The sequence below is a fragment of the Streptomyces sp. YS-3 genome (assembly GCF_045257485.1).
In the GTDB taxonomy this organism is placed as follows: domain Bacteria; phylum Actinomycetota; class Actinomycetes; order Streptomycetales; family Streptomycetaceae; genus Streptomyces.
The window spans coordinates 1-12426 of record NZ_JBJHPC010000175.1 but is presented as its reverse complement, the minus strand read 5'-3'; the positions used below and the strand labels follow the sequence as shown (position 1 = coordinate 12426).

Sequence of the window (12426 nt, the reverse complement as noted above, 5' to 3'; positions counted from 1 at the left end):
CGCCCGCCCCGCCGATCACTCCCGGCGGGATCGAGATGCCCGGGTTCGGCGGGACCGTGACGCCTCCGCCTCCGCCGCCCGGCTTGTTGTCGCCGCCGCCGGGGCGGTGCTTCTTGCCGCCCTTGTTCTTGCCGGGGGTCTGGCCCTTGGCGCTGTCCGGGTCCGCCGGCGGTTCCTTCGACTGCTGCGGGTCGGGGATGTCCACCCGTACGAACTCGGGGGCCGGCAGTCCGGAGAGGGCGCCGGTCATGGCGTCCTTCCAGATGGGGCCGGGGACCTCACCGCCGTACACCTTCTCCTTGTAGACGCCGCCGATCGTGATGTTCTCCATCTCGACGTTCTGCAGCGGGCTGCCGACCCACACCGCGCCCGACAGGTTCGGCGTGTAGCCGACGAACCAGGCGTTCTTGCGCTGGTCGGTGGTACCGGTCTTGCCCGCGTTGTCGCGGTCCGACAGACCCGCCAGCACACCCGTGCCGGAGTCCGTCACACCGCGCAGCAGGGTGTTGATGGCGTCGGCCGTGTTCTGGGACATCGCCTGGCTGCACGTGGACTTCGGCACCCGCAGCGACTTGCCGTCCGCCTTCTTGATCGACTCGATGGCGACCGGCGTGCAGTAGGTGCCCCGGGACGCGAAGGCCGCGTACGCGCTCGCCATGTTCAGCGGCGAGATACCGGTGGAGCCCAGGGTCAGGGCCGACGGCACCATCGGGAGCTTGGCGCCACTGCCCTGCACCACATGCAGCTTGTCCGTCATCTGCGACACCGGGCACATGCCGATCTCGCCGAGCATCTGCACGAAGTACGTGTTGACGGACTTCTCCATCGCCTTCTTCAGCGCGTACGGCCCGTGCTCGGACTCGTTCTCGTTCTCCAGCGACTCGTGCCTGGTGTTCACCCACGGCTTGGCGCCGCAGGTCTGGACGGTCTCCGGGTAGTCCATCTCGTACGGCGACGGGTACTCCTGCGTCGGCGGCTTGCCGCCCTCGATCGCCGCGGCGGCCAGGAACGGCTTGAAGGTCGAGCCGACCGGGAAACCGAAGTTCGAGCCGCCCATCTGCTTGTTGACCGAGAAGTTGATCTGCGTCTCGTGGTTGCCGAAGCCGTACGGCCGCGACTGGCCCATCGCCATGATCTTGCCGGTGCCGGGCTGGACCAGCGTCACGGCGGTGGCGACCTTGTCGGACTGGTAGACGTGGTCCTTGATGGAGGCCTGGGCGGACTGCTGGGCCTGCGGGTCCAGGGTCGTACGGACCGTCAGCCCGCCCTGGTTCCAGAGCTTGGCCCGCTCCTCCTTGGTCTTGCCGAAGACCGGGTCCGAGAGGAAGACCTCGCGGACGTAGTCGCAGAAGAAGCCCGCGCCGCTGACGGCCGTGATGCAGCCGTTCTTCGGCTTGGAGACCTTCAGCCTGATCGGCACGGCCTTGGCACGGTCCGCCTCGGCCTGCGAGACGTCCTTCTTGTCGGCCATCCGCTGCAGGACCACGTCACGGCGCTTCTTGGCCTCGGTGGCGTCGTTGACCGGGTCGTACCGGCTCGGGGACTGGACGATGCCCGCCAGCATGGCGGCCTCCTCCAGCTTCAGGTCCTTGGCCGGCTTGGAGAAGTAACGCTTGGCGGCGGCCTCGACGCCGTACGCCTGCTGCCCGAAGAACGTGATGTTGAGGTAGTTCTCCAGGATCTTCTTCTTGCCGAGCTCCTCCTCGACCTGGATCGCGTACTTCAGCTCCTTGACCTTGCGGCCGAGCGTCTGCTGGGTGGCCTCGGCGACCTTGTCGGGGTCGTCGCCGGCCTCCTCCACGAAGACGTTCTTCACGTACTGCTGGGTGAGCGTGGACGCGCCCTGGGCCACCCCGCCGGACGTGGCGTTCTTGTTCAGGGCGCGCAGTACGCCCTTGAGGTCGACCGCGCCGTGCTCGTAGAACCGCGCGTCCTCGATCGCGACGATCGCCTTCTGCATGTACGGCGAGATGTCCGCCAGCGGGACCACCGTGCGGTCGCGCGAGTACACCGTGGCGATCTGACCGCCCCTGTTGTCCAGGATCGTGGTGCGCTGACTCAGCGGCGGGGTCTTCAGATTGGCGGGGATCTCGTCGAATCCCTCGACCGTGCCCTTGGCCGCGAGCCCCAGCGCGCCGAACGCCGGCAGCGCGATGCCCGCGAGCACCGCTCCGGAGAGCACACTCACCCCGACGAACTTGGCGGCCTGCTGGGTCCCGGTCAGACCACCGCCCGAGCGCTTCTTTGCCATGGGGGCAGCCTACGTTCTGATTCGCCGGACACGGGTCAATGCTCTGGCCTAAGCTGCTGTCAACTGTCACAGCAGTGTGGTCGCGCACCACGTCGATACCCGTGTCGATACCCGCCGGTGTTCGCAAAAATTCGTCGGGCCGGTCGATGCATGTAGTCCGCTGTAACCCGCTGTATCCCACTGTTCGGCTCTCGCAGGAGGGCGGCTGTCCCGGATTCGCCGCCCGTTTACGCCTCATGCGTCACCCGGCGTCCGTTCTGGCTCAACTGAAACGTCCCCCTATATCGGGTTTCTGACGTTTGTCCCCCGCTCACTCCGTTGGGTGATCTGCCGCGTACGCATAGTCCGTTCGGGCCATTCAAGATTGGGCCCGAAGGGGGTGTTGCGCTGTGCCCACCTTCCGTAACGTCCTCAACTGGCAGCGGTGAATATGCCTCTGCCGCCGTGGGGGAGCCTCGATTCGGGAGAGGACGGCGCCGGCATGGGCTGGGTAACCGACTGGAGTGCGCAGGCAGCCTGCCGCACTACCGATCCGGACGAACTGTTCGTACAGGGTGCGGCTCAGAACAGGGCGAAGGCGGTGTGCACCGGATGTCCGGTGCGGACCGAGTGCCTCGCGGACGCACTGGACAACCGCGTCGAATTCGGCGTGTGGGGCGGCATGACGGAACGGGAACGCCGCGCGCTGCTGCGCCGACGCCCCACCGTCACGTCCTGGCGCCGTCTTCTGGAGACGGCGCGTACGGAGTACGAGCGCAGCACGGGCATCCTGCCCGTGGGCGTGGACGACGACGAGGCGTACGCCTACCGGCACGCCGTGGAGGAGACGTACGCGGCCGTGGGATAGGCCGTATCCGTCCGGCGCGGGCCTGAGGAGACGCGCCGGCCGTACTCAGAGCGCTCCGGCCGCCTCTTCCTGGGCCGCGAGCCGTTCCCCGATGGCCCGGAGCCCGGCGAGATCATGGACGTCGCCGGGCAGGGCGGCCACTTCGGCCACCGGAACCTCGGGGTGGAGCGCGGTGAAGCGATCACGTGTGCGCTGTTCACGCGCGAGCACCCGCATCCGCTCGGCGTGCAGACGCAGCAGACCGGCGGTCAGCCGGTCGACCGACACGCCGTCCTCGGGACCGGTGGGGGAGAGAGCTTCGGGAGAGGAACCACCGGTGCCACGATCCTCAGCATTCCCGTACCCCTGATCGACAATGCGGCCGTCGACAAGATTTTCCCCCGGGCCCTCCTCCAGGTGTTCCGCCGCCGCGAGCGCCCGTTCGGCCGACAGCCGGGCCGCGCCGCTGCCGTGCACCCGGTTCAGTACGAGACCGGCGAGCGGCATCGAGTCGGCCGCCAGGCGCTCCACGAAGTACGCGGCCTCGCGCAGCGCGTCCCGCTCGGGCGCGGCGACCACGAGGAACGCGGTGCCGGGCGCCTGGAGCAGCCGGTAGGTGGCGTCCGCGCGGGTGCGGAAACCGCCGAACATCGTGTCCATCGCCGCCACGAACGTCTGTACGTCGCGCAGCAGCTGGCCGCCGAGGAGCTTGCCCAGGGTGCCGGTCATCATGGACATGCCGACGTTGAGGAACTTCATCCCGGCCCGGCCGCCCATCTTCGCGGGCGCCATGAGCAGCCGGATGAACTTCCCGTCCAGGAACGAACCCAGCCGCTTCGGCGCGTCGAGGAAGTCGAGCGCCGAGCGCGAGGGCGGGGTGTCCACGACGATCAGGTCCCACTCGTCGCGCGCCCGCAGCTGGCCCAGCTTCTCCATCGCCATGTACTCCTGCGTGCCCGCGAAGCCGGCCGACAGGGACTGGTAGAACGGGTTGGAGAGGATCGCCCGGGCGCGCTCGGGGTCCGCGTGCGCCTCGACGATCTCGTCGAAGGTCCGCTTCATGTCGAGCATCATGGCGTGCAGCTCGCCGTCGCCCTCGACGTCCTTGACCCGGCGCGGGGTGTTGTCCAGCGAGTCGATGCCCATCGACTGGGCGAGCCGGCGTGCCGGGTCGATGGTCAGGACGACCACCTTGCGACCGCGCTCGGCGGCCCGCAGCCCGAGCGCCGCGGCCGTGGTCGTCTTGCCGACGCCGCCGGAACCGCAGCACACCACGATCCGCGTCTTCCGGTCGTCGAGCAGGGGGTCGATGCCGAGCGGCGCCGCCGCGTCCATGGTCACTGCCCCACCCCGAGCCCTCGCAGTCGTACGGCCAGGCGGTAGAGTCCGGCCAGATCCATTCCCTCACCGAACAGGGGCAGTTCGTACGCCGGGACCCCCAACCCGGCGACCACCGACCGCTGTTCGCGCTCCAGCTCCACCCGCTCGGCGTGCTCCGCGGCCTCCTGGAGCAGCGGGGTGACCAGCTTGGCCGAGCCGGTGACACCGGCCCGGGTGAGCGCCTTGGCGACGTCCTTGCGCCGGTCGCCGGTGACGCCCCGGACCGCCTCCTCGTCCAGCAGGTGCGGGCGGACCATGTTCACGATGACGGCGCCGACCGGCAGGTCGGCGGCGCGCAGCTCGGCGATGCCGTCGGCGGTCTCCTGGACCGGCATCTCCTCCAGGAGGGTCACCAGGTGCACGGCCGTCTCGGGGGACTTCAGCACCCGCATCACGGCCTGCGCCTGGTTGTGTATCGGGCCGATCCTGGCGAGACCGGCGACCTCGTCGTTGACGTTGAGGAAGCGGGTGATCCGCCCGGTGGGCGGTGCGTCCATGACCACATGGTCGTACGCGTACCGCCCCTGCTTGTCCTTACGCCTCACCGCCTCGCACGCCTTGCCGGTCAGCAGGACGTCGCGGACGCCGGGGGCGATGGTGGTGGCGAAGTCGATGGCGCCGATCTTCTTCAGGGCGCGGCCGGCCGAGCCCAGTTTGTAGAACATCTGGAGGTAGTCGAGCAGGGCCCGTTCGGCGTCGATCGCCAGCGCGTGCACCTCCCCGCCGCCGGGCGCCACGGCGATCTTCCGCTCCTCGTACGGAAACGCCTCCGTCTCGAAGAGCTGCGCGATGCCCTGTCTGCCCTCGACCTCGACGAGGAGCGTGCGCTTGCCCTCTGTCGCGAGGGCGAGCGCGAGGGCTGCGGCGACCGTGGTCTTGCCGGTACCGCCCTTGCCGCTGACGACCTGGAGCCTGCTCACGTCGTCGAGCCTAACCAGTCCCCGGGCGGCCTACGCATGAGGCTGCCCTCGCCAGCGGATACAGTCGGCCCATGACCAAGTGGGAATACGCGACCGTGCCCCTTCTCGTGCACGCGACCAAGCAGATTCTGGACACCTGGGGCGAGGACGGCTGGGAGCTGGTCCAGGTCGTTCCCGGGCCGAACAACCCCGAGCAGCTGGTGGCCTACCTGAAGCGGGCGAAGGCATGAGCGGCGTCGGCGCGGGCGTGGTGGAGGCGAAGCTCGCCGAGCTCGGCCTGACGCTGCCGGAGGTCGTGCCGCCGCTGGCCGCGTACCAGCCGGCCGTGCGGTCCGGTGTGTACGTGTACACGGCCGGGCAGCTGCCGATGGTCGAGGGCCGGCTGACGCTGACGGGCAAGGTCGGGGCGGAGGTCACGGCCGAGGAGGCGAAGGACGCGGCGCGGGTGTGCGCGTTGAACGCGCTCGCGGCGGTGAAGTCCGTGGTGGGTGATCTCGACCGGATCGTGCGCGTGGTGAAGGTCGTGGGGTTCGTCGCCTCGGCGAGCGACTTCACGGGGCAGCCGGGCGTGATCAACGGGGCGAGTGAGCTTCTGGGTGCGGTCCTGGGTGACAAGGGTGTGCACGCCCGTAGTGCGGTGGGGGTGGCGGTGCTGCCGCTGGACGCGCCGGTCGAGGTGGAGATCCAGGTCGAGGTCGAGCCCGCGTAGGTTCTGGCCCGGGGTTCGTCTGCGGGGCGGCGGGGCCGGCTGTTCGCGCGGTTCCCCGCGGCCCTGGGCGCCTGGTTTCGTCCGCGGGTCGGTGGGGGCTGAGCGCGCAGTTCCCCGCGCCCCTGAAAAGACGTGTTCGTCTGCGGGTCGTGCCGGGTTGCTCGCGCAGTTCCCCGCGCCCCTAGGGGGCTGTGGCTCAGCTCTGTTCTCTGGATCCGCCGGACCCCCTCAGGGGCGCGGGGAACTGCGCGACCAGCCACCCGCGATCCGCAGGCGATGGACGGCCCCTTGGGGGCGCGGGGAACTGCGCGCTCAGCCACCTACGGTCCGCAGCCGAAGGTCGTCCCTCAGGGGCGCGGGGAACTGCGCGATCGGCCAGCCGCCGGGCCGCAGGCGAAGGCCCGGCTATGCACAGCCGCAGGACTTGCGGATCACCAAGCGGGACGGGAACTGCTTCAGGCGTTCGCGGCGGGAACCCGCCACCCGGAGCCCGTCGTCCAGGACCAGGTCCACCGCCGCGCGCGCCATCGCGGGGCGGTCGGAGGCGACCGTGGTGAGGGGCGGGTCCGTCAGACCCGCCTCCTTCACGTCGTCGAAGCCCGCCACCGCCAGCTCCCCCGGCACATCGATCCGCAGCTCGCGCGCCGCGCGGAGCACACCGATCGCCTGGTCGTCCGTGGAGCAGAAGATCGCCGGGGGCCGGTCCGGCCCGGACAGGAGGTCGAGGGCGACCCGGTACGCGTCGTACCGGTTGTAGGGCGCCTGGAAGAGCCGCCCCTCCGTCGGTCGCCCGGACTCCAGCATCGCCCGCCGCCAGCCCTCCACATGGTCGGCCACCGGGTCGCCGACCGCCGGGGTCGACTCGACCCCGCCGAGGCACGCCACGTACGCGTGACCGTGTTCGAGGAGGTGGCGGGTGGCCAGCTGGGCGCCGCCGATGTCGTCGGTGACGACGGCCACGTCGTCGATCGCCTCCGGGCGTTCGTGGAGGAGCACCACACGCGCGTCCCAGGCGTCGATCTCGGCCGCCGCGCGCTCGCTGGGACCCTGGCTGACCAGGATCAGACCGGCGACGCGCATCCCGAGGAACGCCCGCAGATAGTGGACCTCGCGGTCGTCCAGATAGTCGGAGTTGCCGACCAGGACCATTTTCCCGCGCTCGGCCGCCGCCTGCTCCACCGCGTGCGCCATCTCCGCGAAGAACGGCTGGCGCGCGTCCGGGACGATCATGCCTATGAGGTCCGTGCGCCGGGAGGCCATCGCCTGGGCAACCCGGTCGGGCCGGTAGCCCAGCTCCTTGATCGCGGCGAGTACCCGCTCGCGCGTGGCCGGGGCGACCGGCCTCGGTCCGTTGTTGATGACATAGCTGACGACCGCGGTCGACGTACCCGCAAGTCTCGCCACATCATCCCGCGTCACCTTGGCCACGAGCGGGAGTCTACGCGGGGTGACCTACCTCTGGGCAGGGCGTACGGAGGCTTCCTCCGGCTCCGTGGCGGCCGGGACCGGTGGGGAGGCCACGGATCGCGCGGCCGACTTGGCCTCGGCTTCCGCCGCCGCCTTCGCCTTGGCCTCTTCGGCCGCCCGTTCGACCTTCTCGGGGGTGACGAACCGGTACCCGACATTCCGGACGGTGCCGATCAGCGACTCGTGCTCGGGGCCGAGCTTGGCCCGCAGCCTCCGTACGTGGACGTCGACCGTCCGCGTACCGCCGAAGTAGTCGTAGCCCCAGACCTCCTGGAGCAGCTGCGCGCGCGTGAAGACCCGGCCGGGGTGCTGGGCGAGGTACTTCAGGAGCTCGAACTCCTTGAAGGTCAGATCCAGGACCCGGCCCTTGAGCTTCGCGCTGTACGTCGCCTCGTCCACGGAGAGGTCGCCGTTGCGGATCTCCATGGGGGAGTCGTCGGAGGTGATCTGCTGGCGGCCCATCGCCAGCCGCAGCCGCGCCTCGACCTCGGCGGGGCCCGCGGTGTCCAGGAGCACGTCGTCGATGCCCCAGTCGGCGGTGACGGCGGCGAGGCCGCCCTCGGTGACCACCAGGATCAGCGGACAGCCGGGCCCGGTGGAGCGGAGCAGCTGGCAGAGGGAGCGGACCTGCGGAAGGTCACGGCGGCCGTCGACGAGGATCACGTCGGCACCGGGGGTGTCGACCAGGGCCGGGCCCTCGGCGGGGGCCACCCGCACGTTGTGCAGGAGCAGGCCGAGCGCGGGGAGCACCTCCGTCGACGGCTGGAGGGCGTTGGTCAGGAGCAGCAGCGAACTCATCGCGCCCCACCTGCCCGGGTCGTCGTCGGTTTCTTCGGTTCGTGCACGGATTGCTCGCCCATGACGTCGGTTCCTCCTCGGTCCCTGCGAGGACATTTACGGCACTGCGCATCCACAAGGCTCCCGCGCCCTGAGAGCCTTTGTTCACCTGCTCGTAACAACGATCAGGAAACGCAAAAGGACCCGGGGGCTGCGCTGCCCGGATCCTCTGCCCAGCAGAATAGCCCACATGAGTTCCGGGGCAGAGGGCCGATTTCACACTGTGGATGTTTCCTCGATCACCAGGGGACCGCGGCGCGCCACTCTTCGCACCTCGGACGGGGTGTCCGTGGAGGCCGTCCACGACCCCTGCGCGGCGGGCCGCACGGACACCGCGATCGTGGTCGCGCACGGCTTCACGGGCTCGGTGGACCGGCCCGCGGTGCGGCGGGCGGCGGGGGTGTTCGCCCAGTACGCGGGCGTGGTCACGTTCTCGTTCCGGGGCCACGGCGGCTCCGGCGGACGCTCCACGGTCGGCGACCGCGAGGTGCTCGACCTCGCGGCGGCGGTGGAGTGGGCGAGATCACTCGGCTACGCGCGCGTGGTCACCGTCGGGTTCTCCATGGGCGGCTCCGTAGTCCTGCGGCACGCGGCGACGCACCGGGGGCTCACCGGGGCACGGACCGACGCCGTCGTGTCCGTGAGTGCGCCGGCCCGTTGGTACTACCGGGGGACGGCCCCCATGCGGCGGCTGCACTGGATGGTGACCCGGCCCGCCGGACGCCTGGTCGGACGGTTCGGCTTCGCCACCCGGATCGACTCCCGCCCGTGGGACCCGGTGCCGCTCTCGCCGGTCGAGGCGGTCCCGCTGATCGCGCCGACCCCGCTCCTGATCGTCCACGGCGACCGCGACCCGTACTTCCCGCTCGACCACCCCAGGATGCTGGCCGCCGCCGGGCCCGCGCAGTTGTGGCTGGAGGAGGGCATGGGGCACGCGGAGAACGCGGCCGGGGAGGCCCTGCTGCGCCGCATCGCGCACTGGCTGTCGGTGGCGTAGCCCATCATGGGGGACGACGAAAGGAGGGTCGCCATGGCAGCGGGAACCATCCGCTTCTGGGCCGCGGCCAAATCCGCCGCGGGTGTCGCGGAGGAGCCGTATGCGGCGGCCACGCTGGCCGAGGCGCTGGACGGGGTGCGCCAGCGCCACCCCGGTGAGCTGACCCGTGTGCTGCTGAGGTGTTCGTTCCTCGTCGACGGGAACCCCGTCGGGACCCGCGGGCATGAGACCGTACGGCTTGCCGAGGGCGGCACGGTCGAGGTGCTCCCGCCGTTCGCAGGAGGGTGACCCCCACGTCATGAGCGATCAGCAGTACCCGCATCCGTACGAAGAGCCGTATCCGCGGTTCGACCAGTACGGGCAGCCGGTCCAGCAGTACCAGGAGCAGCAGCACCAGCAGCACCACGAGCCGCAGCAGCCGCAGCAGTACCAGGAGCCGCAGCAGGCCCAGCAGCCGCAGCAGTCTCAGCAGTACGACGCGTATCAGCAGTACGAGCAGTACGACCAGTACGGGCAGCCCTTGCAGCACCAGCCGTACCAGCAGCAGCATCAGCAGCCCGCGCAGCAGCAGTTTCCGCACGACGCCTCGTACCAGGAGCAGCAGCGGTACACGCAGACGTGGGAGGGCCAGACCTGGGACACCCAGTACCAGCCCCTGGTCCAGCCGCAGCAGCAGGCGCCGTCGCAGCCCCAGCCCGACCGGCAGCAGTACGCGCAGCAGCAGCCCGTGCCCCGGCAGCAGCCCGCGCAGCAGCAGTACGCGCAGGCGTACGCCCAGCCCTCCACCGACGACGCCGCGTATCCCTCGCCGCGGACGGGGTCCGTGCCGCTGCCCCCGGAGGCGCCCGCGCGCGAGCCCGAGCCGGCCGCCGCGCCCGTGGGCGACGGGGACGGCCCCGTCTACGGCTCGCCCACCACCGTCGGCAACACCCGGATCACGGACGCCCAGCGCGCCCGCGCCGAGGGCCGCTCGCCGATCATCGCGCCCGGGATGCAGCCCGCGGCCCTCACCGCCGTCCTGGGCGCGCTCCTCGCCGCCGCGTCCGGCATCGGGCAGTACGCGCTGGTGGTGCCGCTGGTGCTGCTCCAGGCCGTCACGGCCGCGGGCTGGTTCCGGCTCAACGGGATGTGGCCCGCCCGGCAGGGCATCGCGCTCGCCTTCCTCGGCGGCCTGGTCGCGGACGCGGCCCTGCTCGCCGTCGGCGACGAGCACGCGCCCGCCGCGATCCTGGGCACGCTCGGGGTGTGGGTGCTGCTCACGCTGGTGCTCCAGCTGCGCAGCCACGCCGATCCGGACGAGCGGATGTACGGCCTGATGGCGACCGTGGCCTCGGCGGCGCTCGCGATCCTGGCCGCCGGCTACCTCGCGGCGATCCCGCACGCGGTGGCGGTGGGCGCGGTGGCGGTGGCCGTCGCCGTCCCGGCCCGCGCGCTGCCGCTGCCCGCCCCGGCCTCCGTCGTGGTCGCGCTGCTCGCGGCGGCGGGCGCCGGGATCGTGGTCGGCCGGCTGACGGACGTGGGCGCCTCGGGCGCGCTGCTCGGCCTCGCGGCGGGTGTGTGCGCGCTGATCGGGCTGCGGGTGGCCAGCTACGACTACCCGTCGCGGTTCGTCCATATGACGGCCGGCGTGGCGCTGCCGCTGACCGCGGCTGTTCCCGCTCTGTATCTGATCGGTCGAGTGATCGGGTAATTCCGGGAGTTAGGCTCGCAGGGTCAACGACCAGCGTGGGGGGACTCGTACGCAATGCGCGCACTCCGGATTTGGCTCATCGTCGCGGTGGTTCTCGGCGGCCTCTTCGTCGCCGCGGACCGCATCGCGGTGAACGTCGTCGAGTCGAAGGTGGCCGACAAGATAAAGAGCAGTCAGGGGCTGCGGGAGACCCCTGACGTCTCGATCAACGGCTTCCCCTTCCTCACCCAGGCGATGAGCAAGGAGTTCGACGAGGTCGACGTGAAGCTGGGCGGGGTCACCGCGACGGCCGACGGCCACTCGGTCAACGTCACCGAGGTCCGCGCCAAGCTGCACGACGTGAAGGTCAACAGCAGCTACTCCTCCGCCACGGCGGTACGGGCGGACGGCTCGGCCCGTATCTCGTACGCCGATCTGACGAAGTCCGCGCCCAAGGGCGCCACGGTCGGCTACGCCGGGCCGGAGCGGGCCGCCAAGGGGCAGGTTCAGGTGAGCGGACCGCTCGCGGACCTGCTGGAAGGGGCCGGTGTGCAGGTCCCGGCCAGCCTGAAGGTGCTGCTCGCGGGGCGGACGGTCAGCGAGTACAGCACGGTCACGACGGACGGGGGCGCGACCGTGCGGGTGCGGTCCTCGGAGCTGCCCAAGCTGCCGGTGCCCGGCTTTGACGAGAAGCTGCGCAAGGTCCTCGACTACGACCTGAAGATCGAGGGTCTGCCCCGGGGGATCAAGCTGGACAAGGTGAGCGCGGTGCAGGACGGGCTGCGGTTCTCCGGGACCGGGACGAACGTCGCCCTGGCCGGGTAGCACTGCGCTGGGCGGGGTGGGTTTTCGGCTGCGGACCGTGCTGGGTTGCTCGCGCAGTTCCCCGCGCCCCTCAGGGGTCCGCCGCGGCGGGAGAGCCCAGTTCAGCCACAGGCTTCTGAGGGGCGCGGGGAACTGCGCGCTCAAGCCCCCACCGGCCCGCGGAATGGAGCATGGGGCCGACAGGTAGCCGGATGCTGAGACAGTAGCGTCCGCTGGGCAGATAAGCCCCCGGCCGAGGCGTCCCGGGCGCGGGCGAAAGGCGCCCCGCACCCTTCTCCGTCCCACTATCCGGATGATCGTGTCTCAAAATGCGACACACCGGTGACATGGCCGCCCGTCCGTCCCTACGATCGGACGCATGCAGAGCAATTCGAGCGTCCTCCGGTCGCGGGGACAGGCGGATCTCACGAAGCGGCGGGCAGTCGACCTGTGCCGCGTCGCCGCCATGCTCTGTCGCCACGTCTGACGGGACCCGCCCCTCTCTGCGAAGAGACGGCAACTCCCGTGTTCCCCGGGCCCGTTGAACGTTCTTCAGGGCCACCCCC

General features: G+C 70.8%; 13 protein-coding genes. 8 read left to right on the top strand and 5 right to left on the bottom strand.

Annotated features, from left to right (window positions below):
- Nucleotides 1–2251, bottom strand: a 2251-nt coding sequence (locus tag ACJA3G_RS16605; RefSeq protein WP_406553759.1) for a transglycosylase domain-containing protein, incomplete at its 3' end; no start/stop codon positions are given.
- A gap of 481 nt (nucleotides 2252–2732) precedes the next feature.
- On the opposite strand from ACJA3G_RS16605, the gene ACJA3G_RS16600 reads away from it, so the two are divergent.
- On the top strand, nucleotides 2733–3098 hold the full coding sequence (locus ACJA3G_RS16600) for a WhiB family transcriptional regulator (protein ID WP_406553758.1): 366 nt from the start codon (nucleotides 2733–2735) through the stop codon (nucleotides 3096–3098).
- Between the two features lie 45 nt (nucleotides 3099–3143).
- Here the strand turns inward: ACJA3G_RS16600 and ACJA3G_RS16595 are convergent, their stop codons facing one another.
- Nucleotides 3144–4412 carry an ArsA family ATPase gene (locus ACJA3G_RS16595; protein WP_406553760.1) on the bottom strand — a complete coding sequence of 423 codons (1269 nt, stop codon included), beginning with the start codon at nucleotides 4410–4412 and terminating at the stop codon, nucleotides 3144–3146.
- Between the two features lie 2 nt (nucleotides 4413–4414).
- Entirely contained in the window at nucleotides 4415–5377 is a 963-nt protein-coding gene (locus tag ACJA3G_RS16590) for an ArsA family ATPase (RefSeq protein ID WP_406553757.1), read from the bottom strand.
- 71 nt (nucleotides 5378–5448) lie between these two features.
- Here ACJA3G_RS16590 and ACJA3G_RS16585 point away from each other — a divergent pair, with 71 nt between their 5' ends.
- Nucleotides 5449–5607 carry a DUF4177 domain-containing protein gene (locus tag ACJA3G_RS16585; RefSeq protein ID WP_020129281.1) on the top strand — a complete coding sequence of 53 codons (159 nt, stop codon included), beginning with the start codon at nucleotides 5449–5451 and terminating at the stop codon, nucleotides 5605–5607.
- Nucleotides 5604–6086, top strand: coding sequence for a RidA family protein (locus ACJA3G_RS16580; RefSeq protein ID WP_406553756.1), 483 nt, complete (start codon nucleotides 5604–5606; stop codon nucleotides 6084–6086). The genes ACJA3G_RS16585 and ACJA3G_RS16580 overlap by 4 nt, the downstream gene beginning before the upstream one ends.
- Before the next feature lie 405 nt (nucleotides 6087–6491).
- Here the strand turns inward: ACJA3G_RS16580 and ACJA3G_RS16575 are convergent, their stop codons facing one another.
- Together ACJA3G_RS16575 and ACJA3G_RS16570 are read right to left on the bottom strand one after the other, a co-directional pair.
- Nucleotides 6492–7514, bottom strand: a complete 1023-nt coding sequence (locus ACJA3G_RS16575; RefSeq protein ID WP_406553755.1) for a LacI family DNA-binding transcriptional regulator — start codon at nucleotides 7512–7514, stop codon at nucleotides 6492–6494.
- Nucleotides 7515–7538: 24 nt separating this feature from the next.
- Entirely contained in the window at nucleotides 7539–8351 is an 813-nt protein-coding gene (locus tag ACJA3G_RS16570; RefSeq protein ID WP_406553754.1) for a winged helix-turn-helix domain-containing protein, read from the bottom strand.
- Nucleotides 8352–8580: 229 nt separating this feature from the next.
- Here ACJA3G_RS16570 and ACJA3G_RS16565 point away from each other — a divergent pair, with 229 nt between their 5' ends.
- From ACJA3G_RS16565 to ACJA3G_RS16545, 5 genes are all read left to right on the top strand, one after another.
- Complete coding sequence (locus ACJA3G_RS16565) at nucleotides 8581–9387, top strand: alpha/beta hydrolase family protein (RefSeq protein ID WP_406553753.1); 807 nt, start codon at nucleotides 8581–8583, stop codon at nucleotides 9385–9387.
- 33 nt (nucleotides 9388–9420) lie between these two features.
- A complete protein-coding gene (locus ACJA3G_RS16560; RefSeq protein ID WP_406553752.1) occupies nucleotides 9421–9675 on the top strand; it encodes a MoaD/ThiS family protein in 255 nt (84 codons plus the stop codon).
- 10 nt (nucleotides 9676–9685) lie between these two features.
- Complete coding sequence (locus tag ACJA3G_RS16555; protein ID WP_406553751.1) at nucleotides 9686–11077, top strand: hypothetical protein; 1392 nt, start codon at nucleotides 9686–9688, stop codon at nucleotides 11075–11077.
- Nucleotides 11078–11131: 54 nt separating this feature from the next.
- Complete coding sequence (locus tag ACJA3G_RS16550; protein WP_406553750.1) at nucleotides 11132–11881, top strand: DUF2993 domain-containing protein; 750 nt, start codon at nucleotides 11132–11134, stop codon at nucleotides 11879–11881.
- Nucleotides 11882–12239: 358 nt separating this feature from the next.
- Complete coding sequence (locus ACJA3G_RS16545) at nucleotides 12240–12347, top strand: putative leader peptide (RefSeq protein ID WP_406553749.1); 108 nt, start codon at nucleotides 12240–12242, stop codon at nucleotides 12345–12347.
- The last annotated feature ends 79 nt before the right edge of the window (nucleotides 12348–12426 follow it).